We start from the raw sequence: 23,449 nt of genomic DNA, 5'->3' as shown, positions 1-23,449 counted from the left end.
CTAAGGAGGTAGTTGGAATGCGAGCATTAGTTGTAGGCGGAACCGGGGGTATGGGTCAGGGAGTTGCCCGGGACCTTATTAAACAGGAGCGGATTAAGAAAGTAATTTTAGGGGACATAAATACAGACCCGGGTAGAGTACAGGATAAATTGCGTGCCAGCGAAAAGGTATCGCTCATCAGAATTGATGTAAACGATCACAACGGCATGGTCAGCGCAATCAGGGATGTTGACGTTGTTATCAACTGCGCAGGGCCATTCTATAAAACGGCTGTAGCTGTAGCGAGGGCAGCCGTTGAAGCAAAGGTTAACTATATAGATATTTGCGATGACTATGAGGCTGTTCCAATCCTTTTTTCTTCTACTGACATTGATAAAGCTGCAAAAGAAGCAGGAATAACTGTGCTGACAGGAATGGGATCGGATCCGGGAACAAACAATGTATTAGTCAAGTGGTATGCAAATCAACTGGATCGTGTTGATGAGATACACCTGTTCTGGGTTGTAAGTATCGCCGAGCTTGCGGGTGCAGCCTGGGATCACAGCCTTCATATGGTTACAGGCAGGATTCCCCAGTATCTCGATGGCAAACTGGAATACGTAGAGGGTGGCACCGGTGAGGAGACGGCTCAATTTCTTGAACCTCTCGGCACATGTGTTGTCCGCTATGTGGGTCATCCTCAGCCAATCACAATACCCCGCTACATCGAGGGGGTAAAGAAGGTAGTTATCAAAGGTGCACTCATACCGGCATGGGTGGATGAGCTGATTAAAGAGCAAAAAGAAACAGGTTTTCTCAGTACGGAACCGATAGAGGTCAAGGGGACAAAGGTGGTGCCCTATGATCTGACTTTAAAACAATGGGAGACAATTCCCAAGGATAGAGATAACGGACCTGCTGCTTCCGGTTTAAAAGTGATCGTAAAAGGGGAGAGAAAAGGAAAACAAGTGACATATACAGCCGATATAGTAGGCAGGATGGCGCCGGGAACAGGACTTCCCGCCTCAATCGCCGCTCTCATGATGGATGCCGGTGAAGTTACTGTAAAGGGTGTGGTAGCCCCTGAAGGCTGCATCGATCCGGAAAAATTTCTTGCAGCATTACTTCAAAGGGGCGCCAGGATCCATCAAACGGAAGCAATAAGATCCATGCTTGCGGTTTAGTCTAAATCTGACCTACCAACCGAGGGAGGTGTTTATGCCAAAATTAAATCCTTTTACGATTGCACAGCAGCAGCTCGATGACGCTGCGAAGAAGTTGGGTCTTGATTCGGCCACCCATGAACTGCTCAGGTGGCCTCAGCGGGAACTGGTTTGCACGTTTCCTGTTCAAATGGATGACGGATCTACCAGGATATTTCACGGCTATCGGGTTCAATACAACTTCGCTCGCGGGCCGTCAAAAGGTGGATTGAGGTGGCATCCCGATGAAACGATTGATACGGTCCGGGCCCTCGCAGCATGGATGACCTGGAAGACGTCTGTTGTGGACATCCCGCTCGGCGGCGGAAAGGGTGGAGTGACCTGTAATCCGAAGGAGCTGTCTAACACTGAAAAACAGCGTCTCGCACGGGGCTATATGCGCACCGTGGCAAGCACCATATCGGTCTCCAAAGATGTTCCCGCGCCGGATGTCTATACGAATCCGCAGATCATGGCATGGATGATGGATGAATACGAGACGATAGCCGGAGAACACCATCCGGGATGCATTACGGGAAAACCCCTCAGTCTCGGAGGATCCGAAGGAAGAACCGATGCCACGGCGCGTGGCGGAATTTATATAACCCGCGAGGCAGCGAAGATCCTGGGAATTGATCTTAACGGGAAACCGATGGCAGTCCAGGGCTTCGGCAACGCCGGTCAGTATGCAGCATTGCTGGGCAACTCGATACTGGGACTCAACCTTGTAGCAGCTTCGGACTCAAAGGGAGGCATTTATAACAAAAACGGACTGGACCCGGTGAATGTTGTCGATTACAAACTTAAGACGGGAAGCCTGCAGGGATTTCCGGGGGCAGATGCCATCAGCAACGAAGAGCTTCTGGAACTGGATGTGACGGTGCTGTTCCCTGCAGCGCTTGAGAATTGTATTACCGTTTCGAATGCCGGGAAACTCCGCTGCAAGATTTCCTGCGAGCTTGCAAATGGGCCGACGACTCCTGAAGCGGACGAGATTCTCTTTCAGAACAATGTCTTTGTACTCCCGGATTTTCTGGCTAATGCGGGCGGTGTAACGGTCTCATATTTCGAACAGGTCCAGAATACCTCTAACTTTTACTGGACCCTTGATGAGGTCCAGAAAAGACTTGATGAAAAGATGACCAAAGCCTTTCACGCGGTTTATGAGATGTACACAAAGGAGAAGGTCAATATGAGAAAAGCAGCCTACTATGTGGCTGTGGCACGGGTAGCAGAAGCATGCAAGCTTAGGGGCTGGGTATAAAATAGAGCATGGGGAAAGAAACAGGTTCTTGCCCATCCTGTGCTTTGAGAAAGCCGCTGGTATGAATGGTCCCTGGAATATATTCAAGATTCACCTCCTGACCAGGAAAAAGGGACAATTCCCTCACATTTCCGGGTTGATCAACAACGCTTTCATTGAGGCCCTTGAACAACGGGGAATCATTACCAGGGAGAGACTCCATGACCTCGCAATTGAGGGCCTGAAAGCGGACGACACGGAAGAAGGGACCGAAGAAAACCTCCAGGAATATGTGGATGCCCTTACGGACGCGTACGTGGCCAATTTCCTTACTCCGTGGGAAATAGAGAACTATATCAATCTCGCACGAAAGAGGGAGAAAGCCCAGATACTTTCTATGGTAGCCAACCGTGATCAGGCAACCTCCATGGAGATTTACAGGGCATTAAGGGAAACCTGCGAAATACCCCAGGGGGAGGTTTACATGTCCCCCGAGGAGGCTATCGGAATCAGAGTCGCATTGTTGAGCCGTTTTTTTTCTTCTCAACTCCCATTTGTGACGCTCGCGAAAAACCATATTGTCTATCGGGATATAGACAAGATTCTGCAACGGACGCTTTGGAGTCGCAAGCGGCCAGGTAGGTTGGGCGGCAAGGCCGCGGGCATGAACCTGGCGCGAGCAATCCTTTTGCCCAGTCTGAAAGAAAGGGATCCGGAACTGGAAAGGTATATCCGGACTCCCGACACATGGTACCTGAATTCGGGTGTTTTTTCCGAATTCCTTGATCGGAACAACCTCTACCTTTTTCATACATTCAAATACAAAGACCGGGAGGCTATAGAAGAAGAATCTCAGCGGGTGGAAGAGCGATTCAAAAGCGCTGAATTTGCGGACGAAGTGGTGGAAGATTTCCGCAAGATCCTCACGGAGATTGGGGAACACCCGATCATTATCCGTTCTTCAAGCATGCTGGAGGACAGCTTTGGCCTTGCCTTCGCGGGCAAGTATCTCTCCGTCTTTCTCACTAATCAGGGAGATCTGGAGACCCGACTGGACCAGTTCATCCATGGAATGAAGCGGGTCTTTGCCAGTACCTTTGCGCCAGACCCGATCCTCTACCGCCTCGATCATGGATTGCTCGACTTTGACGAGCGCATGGCCATGGTGGTGCAGAAAGTTGTGGGCAGGCAGTTCGGCAAATATTTCTTCCCCTTTGTGTCCGGGGTGCTTTTCTCGCGTAATATCTATGCCTGGAGCCCCAAGATCAGGAAGGAGGAAGGGTTGGCACGGATTGTCCTGGGGTTGGCTACCCGTGCAGTAGACCGCGTTGGTTCCGATTACCCTCGCATGATTCCCCTGAGCCACCCCCTGTTGCGGCCTGAAATCAGCGCTTCCCAGATCGAAAAATATTCCCAAAGGCAGGTGGACGTTCTGAACCTGGAAACCGGCTTCTTGGAAACTGTCGATTTTCTTACGCTGAGGAGAGAAATAGATCATCCCGATCTCTACTATGCCGTCTCCATTAATCAGGATGGAAACCTGGCTGCGCCCCACTTTAAAGGCCAGGATTTGAGCAAGGGCATTCCTTGTCTGACCTTTGAGAATCTGTTGAAAAACACCCCTTTCGTACACCTCGCGAAAAAGATCCTCTCCAAGGTGGAAGCGGCTTACGGGCGCCCGGTTGATATGGAGTTTGCATGGGACGATGAGAAGCTCTACATCCTCCAGTGCCGGTCTCTTTCCATGCGGGCCGAACCTGATCACGTGATCGTTCCCACGGATGTTCCTCGGGATAAGATTCTCTTTACGACTAACGCCGGCCTTGTCAACGGCATCGTGGAGGATTTGGATTATGTGGTCTACGTGGATCCGAAGGCCTATGATAGACTGCGTACCTTTGAAGAAAAGATGGAGATTGCCCGTGCCGTCAATCTGTTGAACAAGCGGCTTTCCGATAACCGATATGCCCTGATGGGACCTGGTCGCTGGGGTAGTAATGATATCAACCTGGGGGTGAAGGTCACCTATTCCGACATCAGAAAGACCAAGTTATTGGCAGAAGTTGCCTTTGCAAAAGAAGGGTACACCCCTGAGGTTTCCTATGGCACCCACTTCTTTCAGGATTTGGTGGAGGCAAACATCGTGATGGTCCCCCTTTTTCCTGAGAGTCCCGGGGCGATCTTCAACGAGGACTTTTTTTTAGCTAGTGAGAGTGTGTTTCTCGATTTCGCTCCGGAGATGAAGAACTGTGAGAGTGTTGTGAGGGTGATCCACATACCTTCCATACACCCCGGACAATTCCTCCATGTGTATCTTGATTCAAACGATCAGAAAGGCATTGGGTTTTTTGGGCCAAAGAGGGGCAGCGATGAGGCTAAATGCCCAAAAAATTCACGATTACCTGCTGAAGGCCGTTATGAGAGTAAGAGTAATTGAAACAATGATAAAAAATAAAAAAGTTTTACAAAAAAATAGCAATAATTTTTGAAAAACTGAGACAAATTAAAGGAGGATATTTATGAAAGAAGTTAAAAAATTGAACATAACGAAAAGTCAGGAGCTTTTTGAGGAGGCAAAAACACTGGTTCCAGCTGGAGTCCTGGGTGCCAGAAAACCCGGTGATTTTATCATGGGAGAGTATCCTATTTTTCTTGAATACGGCAAAGGCTGCAGACTGACCGATGTTGATGGAAATGAATTTATCGACTTCCTCTGTGGCTATGGGCCGATTATCCTGGGTTACAGAGAAGAAGAAGTTGATGATGCTGTTATCAGGCAGATAAAAGACAAAGGCTTCTGCTTCTCGCTCACACAGAGGTATCAGAATGAGCTTGCAAAGAAACTCAACAAACTCATTCCAAGTGCAGAATTGAGCATCTTTTTAAAAACAGGTTCAGATGCCACTACGGCAGCCATCCGCATTGCGAGGGCGTATACGAACCGGACCAAAGTTATGCGCTGCGGCTACCACGGCTGGCATGACTGGTGCGTTGAGATGAAAGGCGGCATTCCCGAAAAGTTCTACGAGGATGTACATGAATTTCATTATAATAATCTCGCTCAGCTTGAGGACTTGATGGCAAAATATGGCAATCAGACAGCCGCCATCATTATGACACCTTTCGGACATCATAACCATCAGAAGATGCAGGAACCAATGCCCGGTTTTCTTGAAGGTGTCCGAGAATTAGCCAACAAATATGGCGCAATTCTAATATTTGATGAAGTCCGTACATGCTTCAGGCTCAGAATGGGCGGGGCGCAGGAACTTTATAAAGTCACCCCCGATTTGACGGTCCTTGGGAAGGGAATGGCCAACGGATACGCGATAAGCGTTGTAACCGGAAAGGCTGACGTTATGATGGCTGCAGCATCCAAGCTTTTCATCTCTTCAACCTTTTTCCCGAACAGTGACGGGTATATTGCCGCTCTAAAAACCATTGAAATCATGGAACGTGACAATGTTATTGAAAACATATGGGAAAAAGGCGCCCGTCTTATGAAAAAGATCCAGGGCATCATCAACAAATATGACGTTGGGGCCGAATTAAGCGGTGTTGCGCCGATGTTTTTTGTAACCTTCAAGAAGGATGAAGCAAATACCCAGAAAGACAGACGGGATGATTTTTACACCCAGCTTATCCGCAGAGGCTTCTTTTTTACCCCCCATCATCATGCATATATCAGCCACAGGCACACCGAAGAAGACTTGGATTTAACGGCAAAAGCAATAGATGAAGCCATGGCATATGTAAATGAGAAATATCATACATAGGTGGCAAAACCTTAGCTTATACCAATTCGGATTCAAAGATAGCACCCAGAGGGTACCCGGGCGACAAGGAGATGACGACGAAGGCAACGAAGTTGTATGAATGAAGGCGAATTGGTATTAGTTATTTACTTGAAAACAGTAATAGGTCATAATAATACTACACATGAAGGACTGTACAAAAATGTATATCCAAGGAGGGAGTAATCCATGAAAAAGTTTATTTTATTTACCATGATTATTGTATTGCCATTCGCAATTTTGTCCTGTGAATCAATCGGAGGCATGAGCGATACTACCAAAGGCGCTGCTGTCGGGGCCGGCCTTGGTGCAATCGCCGGTCAGGTCATTGGCGGCAACACAGCGGGAACCCTCATCGGTGTTGCAGGTGGTGCTCTTGCTGGCGCCCTTGTGGGTCACGAGATGGATTATCAAAAACAGAAAAAAGCGGATGATGCTCAGAAACAGAAAGCTGTCTATGCTTCTCCGGATACGACCCAGCCACCGCCCGGTCGATGGATGGAAGTTCCCGGACAATGGGTAAACGGACAATGGGTACCTGCCCATAAGGTCTGGGTGCCGGTTAACCCGTAACCAATTGAAAACGATACATACCAAGTTTAAAAAATCTTAAGGGGGTACTCATATGAAAAAGATATGTAACATAGTATTTTTTGTCATCATTCTAGCTGCTTTTGTTTTTATTCAACCCGCTTTATTCAAAGATGCGGCAAATGCAACAAATGAGCTAAAAATATTTCAAGAAAAGGGTTTTGGATACTCCATTCAATACCCTGCCGACTGGATTTACAACAAGCAGGCTGCACATATATTGTTGTTCAGCAGGAAAGAGGGGGTAGACAAATATGTCCCGATAATAGGCATACAAAACCTGTTGTCAACGAAAGTCAAGGAAGGCAAGTATCATAGCATCAGCGCTGTTATAGAGGATTTTCAGAATCAATTGAAGATAACAAAACACGCAAAGGTTTTTCCTGCGGAACCGTTTATATATAACAGAAACGATTTAAAGCTTGCAGGGCAACAATTCCTGGCCGAATATAACTACAACGGCAAAAACAGTAAACAGTGGCTTATTGTTCTTCCAAGGGCTAATGGGAACGTTTTTCACGTCTTCATATATTCTGCCCCTGTTGAACAGTATGATAAGTATTATGGTGCAGCAAAGGCAATGCTTGATTCATGGATAATTGAGAAATAACCCTGAGAACCCCGATACCGGATTCTGTATTCTGGCTTAAACCAGTATCAAGTATCCAGTATTTATGTCTCATCTAAAACATATATCTTCTCATGCTGATGTTTAACAGGAGCCCAACAGAAGCAAGGATTGAAACGAGAGATGAACCCCCGTAACTGATAAATGGTAAGGGTATCCCGACTACAGGAGCAAGGTGTATCGCCATCATAACATTGATCGTAAACTGTAGATAAATGATTGACGCAAGCCCAAAAGCAATAATAGACCCAAGCTCATCATGTGCTTCCTGAGCTATCTTGAGACATCGGTAAATAAAAGATACAAAAAGTAGAAAAAGGATTATTGAACCGATAAATCCCCATTCTTCTCCTATTACAGTGAATATAAAATCAGTGTGGTGTTCAGGGATAAACTGGAGTTTGTGCTGAGTTCCAGACATATACCCTTTACCGATTAATTTCCCTGATCCTACAGCTATCATTGCCTGTTTTGCATGATATCCGAAGCCTGAGGGGTCAGCATCGATATTTATAAAACTCAATACCCTCATTTTCTGGTAAGGTTTCAGAAGGTAACTCCAGGCAACGAAGGGGATGATTGCACCAAAACTCATAAGCACAGCATAAGTGGATTTTTTCAAACCTACAAGCCATAGAATAGAAAGACTTACCAGCACAACAATTATGCCTGTGCCAAGGTCGGGTTGTTTAACGATAAGTATAAAGGGGATTATAATATAAAGCATTGGCAGACCAATATCCCTCAAACCGAGTGGGATATTTTCCCTTTTCCTTTGATAAAGCATGTTAGCAAGAAAAAGGACGAGTATAGGTTTCATAAATTCTGACGGTTGAATGCTTATACCAAAAATATTGATCCACCGTTTCGCTCCACCCGCTGCCATTCCTATTCCAAGGACAAGGACAATAAAAAACAATCCCGCTGCGTAAAACCACTTGGAATGCTCCGCTATTACTTTATAATCGTACTGGATAATAACTACAATGAGGACCAATCCTATTCCAAAGGCTATAAATTGTTTCATTATGAAATTGTACGATCCGCTGTAAAAAGAACTGGTTGCGCTGATGAGGTTGAATATGCCAATGGCAAATATGGCTAATCCGTTAATAATGAGATACCAGTCTAAATGGTATAATCTTCTTTTATCTATTTTCATAAGCTCTTGCCTCTTTTATTTCAACCTTTGGTTTGTAAAGATTTTCTGTAATTAATTTTGCTATGGGGGCTGCAATGCTGGCGCCATGGCCACCATACTCGACGAGTACCGATATGGCAATGGCAGGTTCCTCTGCTGGTGCATAGGCAATGAACCAGGCATGGTCACCCAGGTTTTTCCCTTTTTCTCCAACAGATTGTGCAGTACCCGTTTTACCGCTCATGCTGACGGTTTGAAGGCGCGAGCCATGAGCTGTGCCACTGGGTTCGTTAACAACACCCCACATCCCTTCTTTCACAATCCTTACTGTTTCCTTTTTGAGTTTTGCATTAGAATTCATAACCGGCTCAAAGGTTTTTAAGGTTTTCCCCTCTGGTGAAACTATCCTGTTTACTATCTGCGGTTTAAATGTGACACCATCATTGGCAACGAAAGCAGATAATTGAAGAAGTTGTACCGGGGTGAGCCAGACAGCGCCCTGACCAATTGAAACGGATACGGTTTCACCCTCATACCATTGTTCACCGTATGTCTTTTTCTTCCATTCAGAGGAAGGCACAAGACCGTTCTTCTCGCCGGGCAAATCAATGCCCGTTGTCTTTCCAAGACCGATTGCATCAGCCATCTCGTGTATTCTGTCGACGCCAAGCTTCAACCCGACATTATAAAAAAAGATGTCACAGGACTCAACGATACCTCGATGCACCGCAACAGTCCCATGACCTCCCTTTTTCCAGCACTTGAATACCCTTTTACCGAATGGAAATCCGCCACGGCAGGTGAAACTTGTCCTCTCATTAATAATCCCTTCATCCAGTGCCTTTAATGCTGAGACTATTTTAAAGGTTGATCCGGGAGGATATCTGCCCTGTGTCACCCTGTTTTGAAGGGGATGCGTTTTGTCCGTAATAATTGCCTTCCAGTCTTCTTTTGAAATTCCACCGGCAAATTTGTTCGGATCAAAGGCCGGTCGACTTAAAAGGGCAACTACAGCGCCGGTCTTTGGTTCAACAGCAATACAACCACCCTTTTTACCATCATAGGCCTTTTCAACGGCTGTTTGTATCTCAAGGTTAATATTTAAATATAAACTGTTCCCTGGAGTGGAGTCTTTAATTTCGAGGGTTCTTACCTCTCTCCCCATGGCATCAACTTCGACCCTTTTTTCACCGTCTACCCCACGTAGTTGTGATTCATATGCTCTTTCAAGCCCATATCTGCCGATAAAATCACCAAGAGAATAACTTTTGAATTCCTTTGCTTTTATTTCTTCATCGCTAATCTCTGAAACATAACCAAGCATGTGGGCCATCATTTTGCCGTAGGGATAGTTCCTTTTTGGTTCAATCTGGATGCTCACACCGGGAAGATACACCCGGTTTGCCTCTACTTTTGCCACCTCGTCCATAGAAATATCAGGTTTGATTTTCACAGGAAATGAGGGGGGAAATCCGCTTGCCGCTTTCAATTTGTTTATTATCTCTTCACGGTCGAGATCAAGCAGCTTTGCAAGCCCATCGATTGTCTGATTAAAGTCCTTTATGTCTTCAGGGGTTACATACATGTTAAAGGAAGGTCTTGTATCAGCTAAAATCTTTCCATTTTTGTCATACATGATCCCCCTTGGAGCTATGACCTTTTTAACCCTTATGCGATTTTGCTCCGAGAGTTTTCGCATCTCATTTCCCTTCATGATTTGAAGATCCCAGAGCCTGATGCAGAGTATGATTACCGTAAATACGAGTAATCGCCTGCACCATTTATACTTGCTGTTAATTGCTGATTTATCTTCTTTAGTAAAATTGTCCAGTTTTTTGTCCCTTTCTATTATAGGAGCTTGCGTCGCCCCCTCCACGTGCAAAGCCCGCGGAGCTTTCCCCTCATGCTTGCTTATGCTCGCAGAGTGGATTCCCACGAATGGCACAAGCCAGCAAAGGACCACGTCTTCAGGCGTGGGTGAATGCTTCCGTTTTTCACGCGAAGCATACGTATCTATAGTAACACGGACTTGCCCGTGGAAATCTATTCTCTGCTCAAGAACCTCATATTTATATATTCTATCATTGAAAAGATGAAAATAGATATAAAGCCGGTAAATATGGCATTTGGAATGATATAGAAAAACACATTCATAACATTCTTCAATTCGCCCTTGGAAAGGAGCGACAAAACAAGAAAAAGAAATGATTCAACCACCACGGATCCACCGCATATATATGAGAAACTGTATTTTGAGTCAATATATAGTTTCCCTTTCAAAAAAGTTACAAGGAGAAAAATAGAAATTTTTGTAAAAATCATTGAGCCGGGAGGTGCATTAGAGAGAATTTCCTGGAACAGGCCAATGATTAATGTTGTCAAAAAACCAGTCCCCGGCCCTAAAAAGAGGGTTATGTATATGATAAAGGGTATCCCCACGTCAGGTTTAAAAAATTCAACGGGGAAAATGGAAAGAATAGCTGATTCAAAAATTATGAAGATTATACTGATCAGAATATATGAAGCTATTTTCATTTTTTCTTTACTATGAGAACTTCATCTAATCTTTTATAGTTGTTAAAAGGCATCACATCTACATCAGCAAAAATCCCGGCTTTGTTCCTGTTTATTGTGATGATTATGCCTGTTGGAAGACCCCTGGGGTAGATGCTGTCTTTGCCTGATGTGATTAATTTATCACCAATAGCGATTTCATCATTTTTCGGTATATATTTTAATTTGAGCGTAGTCTGTCCTGTCCCTTCGAGTACACCCCTTGTGTTTTTACCTTCTATGTAAACATCTACCGAAGAGTTGGTATCATTTATTATCATTACCTTCGAGTGCCACTTGTTTATTTCCACTACCTGGCCTACTACACCTTTTGGCGTAACAACAGGCATCTTTTCTCTTATGCCGTGATCTCTTCCTTTATCGATAATGATGCATTTAAACCAGTTTTTTACATCTTCGCCAATAACTCTCGCAGCTATCATGGTGTTGGGGTGTTGCTCCGTAAGTTGTAAAATTGCTTTTAATCTTTTGTTTTCTTTATCTAATTCTGCTATCTTCTGATTTTCTACTTGGAGGGTATCAAGCTTTTTTTTTAGCTCGAAGTTTTCTTTCTTGACCCCAACTAAATTTATGTATGAGTCAAGCATGTATCGTACGAGTTGTGTGGGTTTGCTCATGAGTTTCAGGGTAGGGCCCGTTACTTCACCGACGCTGGTTTTAACTTTTGAGTAGCCCTTAAAAAATAATGGAATATTTGTAAAAACAAGAAAAGATAATATAAGAATTATGCCAGCGATGATAATAACTACGGTCTTTTTCAATTACCCACTTATATCAAAAGTAAGTTGCTATTTCTTTTAAGAGCGCTACCTCATCGAGTGCTTTTCCGGCACCTTCTACAACCGCAGTAAGCGGATTCTCCGCGATGATAACCGGGAGTCTTGTAACCTCTTTGATCAAAAGATCGAGGTTTCTCAGCAGCGCACCGCCTCCACTGATGACAATGCCTTTATCAACAATGTCTGATGCAAGTTCTGGTGGTGTTCTTTCAAGGGCGATCCTGACTGCTTCAACGATTGCATTCACCGGTTCAGCTATTGCTTCCCGTATTTCATTTGAAGAAATCTCCAGGGTTTTGGGTATGCCTCCAACCAGGTCCCGTCCTTTTACTTCCATAGTCAGCTCTTCGCCATCGATGGCAGGATAAGCTGAGCCAATATTTATTTTGATCATTTCTGCTGTTCTCTCGCCAATGAGCAGATTATATTTTCTTTTAATATACTGGATGATGGCCTCATCAATCTTATCACCTGCAACCCTCACGGAATTGCAATATACAATTCCAGCCAGACTTATTACTGCCACCTCAGTTGTCCCGCCACCGATATCAACAATCATGTTGCCGCTTGGTTCGGTAATTGGAAGACCAACGCCAATAGCTGCTGCCATTGGCTCCTCAATAAGATACACCTCCCTTGCACCGGCAGATTCTGCAGATTCCTTGACCGCCCTTTTCTCGACGGGTGTGATGCCGGAAGGTACTGAAATAACGATCCGAGGTCTTGCATAGGATTTTTTATTGTGAATCTTCTGTATAAAATATTTGAGCATTGCCTCAGTGATTTCAAAGTCGGCTATGACACCGTCTTTTAACGGTCTGATGGCCACAATATTCCCAGGGGTTTTACCAAGCATCTGTTTTGCTTCTTGTCCAACGGCAATTACCTTCTTCGTGCCCCTTGAATCTTTATGGACTGCAACAACAGATGGTTCATTGGATACAATGCCTCTTCCCTTGACGTATACAAGGGTATTGGCTGTTCCAAGGTCTATAGCTAAATCTTTCGATATAAAGCCGAATAAAGATTCGAACATTTTTTGTCCCTTCTTATTTGGATTAAAGATATTGAAAAAGCTCTCTTAATATACTATTTTAAAGTTTCAAAATCAATAGTGGGGAGAGACAATGTTAAGATTCATGAGAAAGTATGCAACCGGTTATCTGGTTAAAGCCTTGTTTGGCATAATCATTGTGGTATTTATTTTCTGGGGCGCAGGCTCTTTCAGAGGCGGAGAAAAGGTTGTAGCAAAAATAGGCCCGTATGAGGTTTCAATCATTGAATACCAGGAATCGTATAACAGACTGCTTAATTTTTATAGAATGCTTTATAAGGACAGGCTCGATGAAACTGTCCTCAATCAGCTCAAGATAAAAGAAAAGGCCATGGATGAGCTCGTTGACAAATATGTATTACTTCTCAAGGCGAAAGAAGTGGGTCTGAATGTTTCTGATAGAGAATTTTCTGAATATATTGCAAATATCGATGCCTTTAAAAGTGACGGTAAATTCAGTCAGAATGTTTATGCGGAAGTTTTAAAAAGAAATAATATTGACCCTAAGAAATTTGAAGGATCAGAAAAATCGAGGCTGCTTACTTCAAAGCTGATTAATGTTCTTAACGACAATAGTGTGTTCGTAAATGAGAATGGCGCATGGACAAGCTATACCGAAGAGAAAGGGAAAATAAACCTTTCGTATGCCCAGTTTGACCCCGCTGCATTTAAAGACAAAGTAACCGTTAACGACAAGGAACTCGAAGATATGTATGAAAAGGAAAAGGACAGGCACAAAAGTGAAAACACTTACAGATTGAAATATATAGTGATAGATGAAAAGAGCTCTGTAAAGGATGATGCAGCCTATGTAGACCTGTTGAAGGCTAAAGATATTGCTGAATATGCAAAACAAAAAGGCCTTGAAGTGGCTGATGTCGGGGCGATGAAAGAAAGCGAGCTTATCAAAAAATTTAAGGGATTAAAGATAGACGAATGGCTCAAAGGGCTGAAGAAAGGGGACATTTCCCTTCCGGTCAGGGACGGCGCACGTTCGTATATATTCCAGTTGGTGGATGCAGAGGCAGGGAAACCGCTCGATAAAAATGTTGTTATAAAGGAAATCAAAGAGCGGGTCGTGAAAGAAAAGACAAAACTTATTGCAAAGGCAGAAGCAGAAGCTGGAATAAGTAATAAAAATGTGAATACAAAAAACGATACAGGGTTAATACCAAGAAACTCTACTTCCATTCCAAAGATAGGTGTATTGCCTCCTGAATATACAGGTGTTTTGGCGCTGACAAAAAACAATAGATTATACGAAAAGCCGGTTGATATTTCCGGGATATACTATGTTTTTGTGTATAAAGATGAAAAACAACCCGATAAAGAAGAATGGGAAAAGGACAAAAAGAGTTACATTCAATATGTTTCATTAAAGAAAAGAGAAGAGTACTATAAAGGCCTGATTGAAGACCTCAAAAAGCAACAAAAAATCGAGATACACTGGAAAGAAATATGAAATCGATTGCGAATTTAAAATCCTGGACCTCCCCGACCAGGATTTCCCATCAGGAATTATTGCTGAATTAAACGAATGATTACCCTCGGCATCGATACATCCTGTGATGATACATCAATTTCAGTCCTTGAAGATGATAAAAAGATACGTTCTAATATTGTCTCGAGCCAGGTTGACTTTCACCGTTTCTTCGGTGGCATTGTTCCTGAAATTGCCTCAAGAAAACACGTTGAGCTGATAGACGGAATCTACGGTAATGTCCTGAAAGAAGCCGGAGTTTTATCGCAAGACATTGATTTGGTAAGCGTTACAAACGGTCCGGGTTTAATCGGCTCTATTCTGGCCGGTTTATGTTTTGCCAAGGGTCTTGCATTTGCATTAGAAAAACCCCTGATAGCAGTTAATCATATCGAGGCACATGCGATGAGCGTCTTTCTTGAAAATGAAGTGGATTTCCCTTTCATCGCCCTTGTTGTATCAGGTGGACATACAATTATACTTTTGTTTGAAGACTACTGTCATTTTAAAATGTTAGGGAGCACGAGAGATGATGCGGCAGGTGAAGCCTTTGATAAAATCGCAAAATATCTTAAGATTGGGTACCCTGGCGGGCAAATAATTGAGGATATTGCCCGGAAAGGAGTAAAGGATTATGTAATATTTCCCAGACCCATGAAAGAAGAGGCTAACTACGACTTCAGTTTTAGCGGTTTAAAAACATCCTTTATAAACTATATAAAAAAAAATGGTTTTTCCGATGTCAATTTAGCCCATATTCTATCCTCTTTTCAGGAAGCCATTTGCGATCTCCTTTCATACAAGACAATAAAGGCGGCAAAGGATTATGGGATTGAAAGGATTGTGGTAGGTGGTGGTGTTGCAGCAAACGGCAGGTTGCGGGAAATTTTCTCTGAAAGATGTACTCAAGAGAATCTCGATGTCTTATTTTCTTCTCCACATTTTTGCACAGATAATGCTGCCATGATCGCAATTACAGGGTATTATTATTTTAAAAAGGGAATTACTTCATCGCTGGATGTAAAGGGTTATTCAAGAATGGCAATGACATAGCGGAGAACAGAGCTCAAAAAGATTATGCTCAAAAAAAGTCTCTCCCAGCATCTGATTAAAGACAAACATATGCTCAATAAAATAGTGCGTCTATCCGGTATCAACAAAGACGATGTTGTTGTTGAGATTGGACCTGGACAGGGTGATCTCACGCATTGTCTTGCAGAAAAAGCAGGGTTTGTACACGCGGTAGAAATTGACAGGTCATTCAAAAAATACCTCGATGAAGTTGAAAAAACACACAAGAATGTTGAAATCATCTTTGAAGATTTTCTCAACATATCTCTTTCCCAGTTCAAAACCAATAATAAAATCAAAATAATAGGGAATATCCCATACAAGATTACCGGTCCTATACTTTTCAAAGCAATAGCAGAAAGGGCGGTAATAGAAAGCGCCCATCTGACTGTCCAGAGAGAGATAGCAGAACGGGTTGTCAGTAAACCCCATAAGCGTACCTACGGGGCATTATCGGTAAATCTACAGCTTCTTTCTGAAGCAAAGCTGCTTTTCATTTTAAAACCAACAGTTTTTATACCGCCGCCAAAAGTAGACAGTGCTTTTCTCTCAATAACTTTTAAAGAAGATGAAAGGGTAGTGGATGAAAAGCTGATAGAATTTGTGAAATTGTGTTTTCAGCATAAGCGCAAATATATGAAAAACGCCCTTATGAAGAAATACGGCGCAGATATGATAGATGCCCTCTATCATTTCATGGGTTTTGCCCTGTCCATTCGTGCTGAAGAAATAGAACCACCCGGGTTTAAAAAAATGTACTTATTTTTAAAAGAAGCGGGGAGGAAGCTTACTTTTTGAGCGAAAATAAAGCTAAACTATCGTCGTGTTTTTTTGGATCGAGTTTTTCAATGAAGACGACAGATGTGCCATCGAGGTTTCCTGATTGTTGAAATTTTGATATGAAAAACGAATCGCCGATCAAAAAGCCGTCGGTTTGCATCTTTTGAAATGATTTAATTTCCTCAACTGTATTCAATACCCTTAAAGGGCCACGTTTCAGATAAAATACAAATGCCGAATCATAGCCCTGACAGAGGGCAATTTTATCGTCACTGACGTTTTTTAAATAATCTGCCACATTCAGGGCAAAAGGTCGTAGAGTCCTTTTTTTCTCTGCAACGGACATACCGACAGTAAAGACCCACAACTCCATAACAAACATAAGCGAAACAAGTATTATAAGGCCTTTTTGAGGTATTTTTTTACAGAACAACATAAGAGAGGTGCTACCGGCAATAATAGCAAAAACTCCAATCGCTAATTGAGAAACATGCGATGGAATCCTGTTGTCAAAAAAGACAAAGATTATACATATTCCAGCCAGGATCAAAATAGAGCACGTTAATATTGCAGCCGATTTTACAGCCCATTGATTAGCATGTTCCCTTGCAGTCGTCAGCCAATCTGTTATCTCTTTTCCGGTAATCAGCGCTAATCCAGGCAATATGGGGAGTATATAATAACTACGACGGGAACCGGAAATAGTAAAAAATATGAATATGGCCAGCGTGAGAAGTATGATCAGCCGTTCCGGTATATTTTTTTTCCAGCATCTTATACCCAGGAGAGATGCAAGCATAAAAAAGGTCCATGGAGCGAAGAATACAGGGATGTGTTTAAAATATGTGTACAAAGGTTCTATATGGTCAAAGGGTCGGAAAAAGCGTTGTACATTCTCCTTCCACATAAGTTCCACCGAAGACCATGAACCGGTGAAAATAACCGGCATTAAAAGGAAAATCATAAAAATAGCAGCACCTCCAAGAACCCCAAAAAAGCCCTGCCATGAAATAATCCATCGTAATTTTGACAAAAATGCTTCTTTTATCGCAGAAAATGTAAAACCATTTTTCCTTGCCTGCACCAAAGCCTCAACCACACTATAAAAAGTAATGGAAGAAAATACTACGGCGGGTGCAACCGGACCCTTACAGAAAGAAGCTATAGCGCAAATGCTATAGAGAAATATCACATATACCAGAGAACCGTGATGCGCACCTGAGGTAAAAAGCCAGAAAGATAACCATATCGCAAAAACATTGATCATTTCGGCTGATGCGGTACGTGACCACAGGACGAACATGACGGAAGTAAGCAACAGAAAGGATGAAATAAAACCGGTTTTACTCCCGAAGAGGCGACGCCCGATTACGAATGTAATAATCACTGTACCCATGCCGGCCAGGACACCGGGCATACGCGCTGCAACCTCAGTGACAACGCCATTTATAGCGAAGGGAATGATTGCCCAGTAACTCAAAAGGGGTTTATCGAAATAGGTCTGCCCATTTATTGTCGGGAGAAAATAATTTCCAGAGATGAGCATCTCTCTTGCAATTTCTGCCCAGCGTCCTTCTGAACCCCACAAAGACCTGACAGATAACCCTGTAAACAAAAGAATCATACCGGTTAATACAAGAATGCCAAGATATTGCCAGTCCTGGCGTAACCACTTTCTTGCCGGGAAATTTGGATGTAAGATATCTTTTTTCACGTGTGTTCAGGGAGAACTATAGTAACAACATGCTTTAGGTGTCAAGCAAAAAACCTGATCAACTGAAAAGACTGACTCAAAAACGATTGACAAAACATTGTAAATATTTTAATTTCATTTTCGATTTCCAGATGAAAAATCTTATAATTATTAATTATTTCAGAGGAAAACCTGAACACTCCGCACATTGACAATATGATAAGGAGCTATAACCTTTGATAACCAGGAGCAATCTAAGAAATTTTATCAGGTTGTTGTGCTATTTGTCTGTACTTGTATACAATGTAAGCACCAACGAAATTATCGTTTCATTCTGTTTACTTACCCTTGGCTGCTTTGTGCATTACTTAACAAAAGGGCAACTGATTAGAAATGTTGTCATGTGTAACAATGGCATTTATGGAATAGTAAGACACCCTTATTATATGGCAAACTATCTCATTGACGTAAGCTTTTGCCTTCTCACAGGAAACCCGTATCTGTTATTGATATATCCCTTCCTTTTTTTCTGGGTCTATGGGTCAACATTGAGGAAAGAAGAAAAATACCTTGCTGGCGCCCATAACGAACCATATATAGAATACCTGCTTGATGTGCCGCAGGTTTTTCCGGATTCTTATTTTACTATGTACCTTAGGAATGTATTTTCAGGTTTCTCAAAAAAACGAATCAGCCGAAATGAGGTATCAAGAATTTTACGCTTCTGGTCAACAGCGATATTCATTGTATTTCTGCATAGCTTAAAAACAGCAGATTTTACAAAAATATGTTTTTCAGGTTACAATGGGTTTAAAATGTCAATAGTATTATTATCTTCAGTTGTTATACTTTATATTGTCAGCATTTTCGTAAGGGGTGACCGAAAAAAACAACCCCCGTTGAAAACCTGTTAATCTCCCTTGAAGGTGCAACAGATCATGGATAAACAAAAAACAATCGGGTTTACAACAACTATACCTGTAGAAATTATTTTTGCATCAGGGAACACGCCATGCGATCTCAATAATGTTTTTATAACAGACTCTAATCCCATGCACTATATCGAAAGAGCAGAGAAAGACGGGTTCCCTAAAAGTATGTGCAATTGGGTAAAAGGCATCTACGGTGTTGTTATGGAAGAACATGTCGATACCGTTATAGCAGTTATTGAAGGTGATTGCAGCAACACCCTGGCCCTCTCCGAGATATTAAGATATAAGGGCATAAAGGTGATTCCCTTTGCCTATCCATATGACCGGGATAGAAAAATTTTGAAAAGGGAAATTGAAAAACTGACAAAGGAATTTTCTGCTGATATAGAGGTATTCACCGTTGTCGATAAAGAGATTGAAGGGGTCAGGTCAAACCTTGCGTTGATAGACAGGATGACATGGCATGATAAGGTTGTTACAGGCCAGGAAAATCACCTTTGGCTGGTTAGGGCATCGGATATGCTTGGTGACTATAAAAAATATAATATTATGGCAGAAGAATTCATTAAAGATGCTCAAAAACGGAAAGAGATAAAGGGCATTAACATCGGGTATATCGGGGTGCCGCCCATATTGCTTGACCTCTATGAGTTTTGTGAATCTAACGGGGCACATGTGGTCTATAATGAGACGCAGAGACAGTTTGCCCTTCCATACTCTTCAAAAAACATTGTGAAGAGATATCTGAATTATACCTATCCTTATGGGATATTTTACAGGATTGCCGATATTCAAGGGGAGATAAAAAGGCGTAATCTTAAAGGCCTGATACATTATGTGCAGGCCTTCTGTTACAGGATTATGGAAGATGTGATTTTAAGGGACATGCTCGATATTCCGGTTATTACCGTAGAAGGTGATCTCCCGAGGAGGCTTGATACAAGGACAAAATTGAGAATAGAAGCCTTTATTGAGATGCTGGGAAACAGGTAATTGTGGAGAGAACAAAGAGATTCATTATCAACAGAGACGGTATCAGTTTTTTTAAATCGATCCTGGAATCATATGAGGACCTTGGCATTTTCTCAGTCCTTGATGGCAACAGAGGATTGATAGAGATATCCTATACACATTATTTTGAAGATGATTTACGAATGATCATAGAGGATATGGCGCATTATGGCATTGTATTCTACGAGGTGAACGATGTTTGACAACAACAGGGTTTTGCAATCTCTCATGGAGGGAAATGGTCTGTACGGGGATATCTTCACTGAAGAAAGGGCTTATACCCACATACAGCGCGAGTCTTCCAGGTTTGAAAAGATAGAGAAGGGGATGGATAAAGGTGTGGGGCTCAGGGTGATAACCCCCTGGAAGTCGTTTTTTGCCTCTACCAACTCTTTTGAAACGGACAATCTTATTGCACTGGCAAAAGAGCTTAACAGGTTTACAAAAGAGAAGACATCAGTGGATCTGAAAGAGGCCAATCCAATTCTGACCCATTATCCCTTTTCTTTGAGCGTTGATCCACAGGATGTAGAAATACAACAAAAACTAAATATGGTTCAGCATGCAGAATTGCTTGCCAGAGGACTGGAAAAGAGAATAAAGCAGGTAAGGATAGTCTATAGGGATACAAAACAGCGGGTTACAATCCACAACAGCGAGAATGAGTGTATCAATGACGAAAGACATCAGGTTGTGTTCAATATATTTCTTGTGGCCGAAGATAAGGGCGAGATGCAAACCTCGTATGATGCCATAGGAGGTTTTTACGGTTTTGAATTCTTTACGGAAGCAAGGATTGAAGAGATTGTCACAAAAACCGCAAAAAGACTTACGGGGCTACTCGAAGCAAGAGAGGCGCCAATGGGCATGAAAACCGTTGTGCTTGCATCTGAAGCAGGCGGAACGATGATTCACGAGGCTATCGGTCACGGACTTGAAGCAGACCTTGCAATGGAAGGGCTATCCTGCTATAAAGGGATGCTGAACAAAAAAATTGCCTCTCCTCTCATTCATGTTGTGGATGATGCAACCGTACCGAATATGCGTGGAACATATGCCTGTGATGACGAAGGCACACCGTCAGAAAAAACCGTCCTTGTTGAAAACGGGATTCTGAAGAATTACATGTTTGACAGATTCCACGCCTTAAAGTACAAAACACGCTCAACCGGCAACGGACGCAGAGAGTCTTTCCGGTATAAGCCCATACCAAGGATGAGCAACACCATGATTTCACCGGGTAGCGATGACCCTGCACAGATTATTGCTTCTGTGGATGACGGCGTATATGTTGTAAAAATGGGTGGAGGTCAGGTAGATACGGTAAGGGGTGATTTTGTTTTTGAGATTCAGGAAGGCTATATTATTGAAAAAGGCAGCATAGGCCCTATGATTAAAAACGCAACATTGATGGGCAACGGCCTTAAAGTTCTGCAGGGGATTGATATGGTAGGAAACGACCTGGGTTTCGGTATTGGAACCTGTGGTAAAGACGGGCAGGGCGTTCCCGTTTCAGATGCACAGCCTACCCTGAGAATACCGGAAATAGTTGTAGGGGGGAAATAGATCAGAATTTCAGGGCTTTCAGCCTCTTCACTGCTTCCTTTATCCGTTCCTCATTTATCGTTATGGAAATCCTGAAATAACCTTCACCTTCATCGCCAAATCCGCTGCCCGGCGTTACCACTATTCCCGTCTCCCCGATGAGTTTTTCACAGAAATCAGCCGATGTATAACCTTCGGGAACTTTTGCCCATATATAGAATGTTGCAAGCGGTTTTGCTACATTGATGCCAACCGACTTCAGACCATCCACAACCAGATCCCTCCGGCGCTGAAACGTTTTCTTGATTTCTTCAACAGAATCCTGACTGCCGGTCAGAGCTTCAATGCCTGCATACTGAATAGCCTGGAACACACCGGAATCAATATTAGTTTTTAATTTTCCGAGGTTGAATATGGCATCCTTATTGCCCACCGCAAAACCGATTCTCCAGCCTGTCATACAGTAAGTCTTTGATAAGGAGTGGAATTCGACAGAGAATTGTTTGTCTTTATCAAACTCAAGGATACTTCTTGGTTTATATCCGTCGTAAGCAATTTCACTGTATGCCGCATCATGACAGATAAGAATATCGTACTTTCTTGCAATCTTAATGACCTTTTTGTAGAAGTCATCACCGGCGTGTGCGCCTGTAGGGTTGTTCGGGTAATTTATGAACATGATTTTTGCTTTATGCAGAATATCTTCCGGAATCTCATCAAATACGGGCAAAAAGCCATTCTCCTCCCTGAGAGGCATGATGTAGGGGATACCGCCCGTAAGCAGTGTCATAATCTTATATACAGGATATCCCGGAGATGGAATAAGGGCTATGTCCCCGCTTTCAATATAAGCCCACGGCATATGGGCAATTCCTTCTTTTGAGCCGATCAGGGTTAAGACCTCATCTTTCGCGTCGAGATTCACATCGAATCTTTTCTTGTACCAGTCTGCAACTGCCTGTCTGAACTCAAGCATCCCTTCATAGCTTGGATAGCGGTGATTCTTCGGGTCTTCAACGGCCTGTTTCATTTTTTCAATGATGTTTTTCGGGGTAGGGATATCGGGATCGCCAATGCCAAAATCTATGAGGTCGATGCCTTTGCTTCGCGCCTCTGCCTTCTTTTTATCGATTCTTGCAAATAAGTAAGGTGGAATTTTTTCTACTCTTAACGCCGGTTTTACCATTTTTTACTCCTGATTGTATTTATGCCGGACTTGCAGCCAAAGCCATATATAATACAACATAATCGGCTGACTGTGAAGCGGTAAAAGCTTTTTTTGTGGAATACATTTTCTTTCAGCAGGGCAGGGGATATTCCTCCTCAAATTCGAATAATTCAAACCCTATTCCTCTTGGGCCGACAAAAAAGATTAACCGGAGCAAACCCGACTCGGTATGCGCAAAACCTGCTTCGGGAAATTGTTCCGAAACAGCATATCCGTGCGCTTGAAGCTTCTGTCGCCAAGCCGGTACGTCCGTTACCCTCAAGCATATATGGGGAATCCCCACCACATGGCCTATCGGGTGAACAGGGAAATCGGGACGTGGCAAGACATTCGGTTCCGTCAGCAGTTCCAGCACCTGCTGATCGCCGGCATGAATGAGGGCTCGCTCCCCCGGTCCGATACTGCCACGCGGCCCGCGCGTCAGCAAACGAAATCCCATTATATCAGTGAAAAAAGAGATTACTTCATCGATGTTATCTACCCACATGCCCACATGATGGATATTGATACATTTCATTTCGGTTCCCTCCTCCGACCAACGTTCCATTCAGAATACACCTGTTACCATATCAACTCTATGAACAAATTTAAACCCGGATTTATCATTAGAATCATATAGGTGTCGGACCATCCCTCTCAAACACGCTCATTCCGCTCCTGCGGCTTCAATCGCTCGCGTTCGGCTTCGGAACTTTTGCATATGCAAAAGACCAAGCTTCCTCGC

21 protein-coding genes are annotated in these 23,449 nt (G+C 43.1%); 14 read left to right on the top strand and 7 right to left on the bottom strand.

Annotation, left to right across the window (positions count from 1 at the left end):
* The first annotated feature begins 17 nt into the window (after positions 1–17).
* The 6 genes from NTX75_11395 to NTX75_11370 all read left to right on the top strand — a co-directional run bounded on the left by NTX75_11395 (position 18) and on the right by NTX75_11370 (position 7,419).
* The gene (locus tag NTX75_11395; GenBank protein ID MCX5816825.1) at positions 18–1,163 is read left to right on the top strand and encodes a saccharopine dehydrogenase NADP-binding domain-containing protein; all 1,146 of its coding nucleotides are present in this window, start codon (positions 18–20) and stop codon (positions 1,161–1,163) included.
* A gap of 34 nt (positions 1,164–1,197) precedes the next feature.
* Positions 1,198–2,445 (top strand): Glu/Leu/Phe/Val dehydrogenase, encoded by a 1,248-nt coding sequence (locus NTX75_11390; GenBank protein MCX5816824.1) that lies wholly within the window; start codon positions 1,198–1,200, stop codon positions 2,443–2,445.
* Between the two features lie 61 nt (positions 2,446–2,506).
* Complete coding sequence (locus tag NTX75_11385) at positions 2,507–4,861, top strand: PEP/pyruvate-binding domain-containing protein (GenBank protein ID MCX5816823.1); 2,355 nt, start codon at positions 2,507–2,509, stop codon at positions 4,859–4,861.
* A gap of 82 nt (positions 4,862–4,943) precedes the next feature.
* The gene (locus tag NTX75_11380) at positions 4,944–6,200 is read left to right on the top strand and encodes an aminotransferase class III-fold pyridoxal phosphate-dependent enzyme (protein ID MCX5816822.1); all 1,257 of its coding nucleotides are present in this window, start codon (positions 4,944–4,946) and stop codon (positions 6,198–6,200) included.
* Positions 6,201–6,407: 207 nt separating this feature from the next.
* On the top strand, positions 6,408–6,791 hold the full coding sequence (locus NTX75_11375; protein ID MCX5816821.1) for a glycine zipper 2TM domain-containing protein: 384 nt from the start codon (positions 6,408–6,410) through the stop codon (positions 6,789–6,791).
* 52 nt (positions 6,792–6,843) lie between these two features.
* Positions 6,844–7,419: a hypothetical protein gene (locus NTX75_11370; GenBank protein ID MCX5816820.1), complete on the top strand. Its 576-nt coding sequence runs from the start codon at positions 6,844–6,846 to the stop codon at positions 7,417–7,419.
* Between the two features lie 73 nt (positions 7,420–7,492).
* On the opposite strand, the gene rodA is transcribed toward NTX75_11370, so the two are convergent.
* A complete protein-coding gene (gene rodA / locus NTX75_11365; GenBank protein MCX5816819.1) occupies positions 7,493–8,599 on the bottom strand; it encodes a rod shape-determining protein RodA in 1,107 nt (368 codons plus the stop codon).
* Positions 8,586–10,454: a penicillin-binding protein 2 gene (gene mrdA, locus NTX75_11360; protein MCX5816818.1), complete on the bottom strand. Its 1,869-nt coding sequence runs from the start codon at positions 10,452–10,454 to the stop codon at positions 8,586–8,588. The genes rodA and mrdA overlap by 14 nt, the downstream gene beginning before the upstream one ends.
* A 297-nt stretch (positions 10,455–10,751) precedes the next feature.
* Here mrdA and NTX75_11355 point away from each other — a divergent pair, with 297 nt between their 5' ends.
* Entirely contained in the window at positions 10,752–11,129 is a 378-nt protein-coding gene (locus tag NTX75_11355) for a hypothetical protein (GenBank protein ID MCX5816817.1), read from the top strand.
* On the opposite strand, the gene mreC is transcribed toward NTX75_11355, so the two are convergent.
* Positions 11,110–11,913 (bottom strand): rod shape-determining protein MreC, encoded by an 804-nt coding sequence (gene mreC / locus NTX75_11350; GenBank protein MCX5816816.1) that lies wholly within the window; start codon positions 11,911–11,913, stop codon positions 11,110–11,112. The two genes, NTX75_11355 and mreC, sit on opposite strands and share 20 nt — an antisense overlap.
* Positions 11,914–11,926: 13 nt before the next feature.
* A complete protein-coding gene (locus tag NTX75_11345) occupies positions 11,927–12,967 on the bottom strand; it encodes a rod shape-determining protein (protein ID MCX5816815.1) in 1,041 nt (346 codons plus the stop codon).
* Positions 12,968–13,058: 91 nt separating this feature from the next.
* Here NTX75_11345 and NTX75_11340 point away from each other — a divergent pair, with 91 nt between their 5' ends.
* The 3 genes from NTX75_11340 (at position 13,059) to rsmA (ending at position 16,334) form a co-directional block, all read left to right on the top strand.
* The gene (locus NTX75_11340; GenBank protein MCX5816814.1) at positions 13,059–14,447 is read left to right on the top strand and encodes a SurA N-terminal domain-containing protein; all 1,389 of its coding nucleotides are present in this window, start codon (positions 13,059–13,061) and stop codon (positions 14,445–14,447) included.
* A gap of 75 nt (positions 14,448–14,522) precedes the next feature.
* A complete protein-coding gene (gene tsaD, locus NTX75_11335) occupies positions 14,523–15,518 on the top strand; it encodes a tRNA (adenosine(37)-N6)-threonylcarbamoyltransferase complex transferase subunit TsaD (protein ID MCX5816813.1) in 996 nt (331 codons plus the stop codon).
* A 24-nt stretch (positions 15,519–15,542) separates the two neighbouring features.
* Positions 15,543–16,334, top strand: a complete 792-nt coding sequence (gene rsmA, locus NTX75_11330) for a 16S rRNA (adenine(1518)-N(6)/adenine(1519)-N(6))-dimethyltransferase RsmA (protein MCX5816812.1) — start codon at positions 15,543–15,545, stop codon at positions 16,332–16,334.
* On the opposite strand, the gene NTX75_11325 is transcribed toward rsmA, so the two are convergent.
* Positions 16,324–18,030 (bottom strand): glycosyltransferase family 39 protein, encoded by a 1,707-nt coding sequence (locus tag NTX75_11325; protein MCX5816811.1) that lies wholly within the window; start codon positions 18,028–18,030, stop codon positions 16,324–16,326. The two genes, rsmA and NTX75_11325, sit on opposite strands and share 11 nt — an antisense overlap.
* A gap of 263 nt (positions 18,031–18,293) precedes the next feature.
* On the opposite strand from NTX75_11325, the gene NTX75_11320 reads away from it, so the two are divergent.
* Genes NTX75_11320 through NTX75_11305 form a run of 4 tightly spaced genes read left to right on the top strand, consistent with a single transcriptional unit; the run spans position 18,294 to position 21,518 of the window.
* Positions 18,294–18,923 carry a hypothetical protein gene (locus NTX75_11320; protein MCX5816810.1) on the top strand — a complete coding sequence of 210 codons (630 nt, stop codon included), beginning with the start codon at positions 18,294–18,296 and terminating at the stop codon, positions 18,921–18,923.
* A 24-nt stretch (positions 18,924–18,947) separates the two neighbouring features.
* Positions 18,948–19,934, top strand: a complete 987-nt coding sequence (locus NTX75_11315; protein ID MCX5816809.1) for a 2-hydroxyacyl-CoA dehydratase — start codon at positions 18,948–18,950, stop codon at positions 19,932–19,934.
* A gap of 2 nt (positions 19,935–19,936) precedes the next feature.
* Positions 19,937–20,155 carry a DUF4911 domain-containing protein gene (locus NTX75_11310; protein ID MCX5816808.1) on the top strand — a complete coding sequence of 73 codons (219 nt, stop codon included), beginning with the start codon at positions 19,937–19,939 and terminating at the stop codon, positions 20,153–20,155.
* The gene (locus NTX75_11305; protein MCX5816807.1) at positions 20,148–21,518 is read left to right on the top strand and encodes a TldD/PmbA family protein; all 1,371 of its coding nucleotides are present in this window, start codon (positions 20,148–20,150) and stop codon (positions 21,516–21,518) included. Before NTX75_11310 ends, NTX75_11305 begins: the two co-directional genes overlap by 8 nt.
* A gap of 1 nt (position 21,519) precedes the next feature.
* Here the strand turns inward: NTX75_11305 and NTX75_11300 are convergent, their stop codons facing one another.
* Entirely contained in the window at positions 21,520–22,683 is a 1,164-nt protein-coding gene (locus NTX75_11300) for an LL-diaminopimelate aminotransferase (protein MCX5816806.1), read from the bottom strand.
* Between the two features lie 112 nt (positions 22,684–22,795).
* Positions 22,796–23,242 (bottom strand): VOC family protein, encoded by a 447-nt coding sequence (locus tag NTX75_11295; protein MCX5816805.1) that lies wholly within the window; start codon positions 23,240–23,242, stop codon positions 22,796–22,798.
* Between the last annotated feature and the right edge of the window lie 207 nt (positions 23,243–23,449).

The sequence above is a fragment of the Pseudomonadota bacterium genome (assembly GCA_026388315.1).
Taxonomy (GTDB): domain Bacteria; phylum Desulfobacterota; class Syntrophorhabdia; order Syntrophorhabdales; family Syntrophorhabdaceae; genus MWEV01.
Note: the sequence above shows the minus strand (reverse complement) of the source record. Positions and strands in the feature narration are given on the sequence as shown.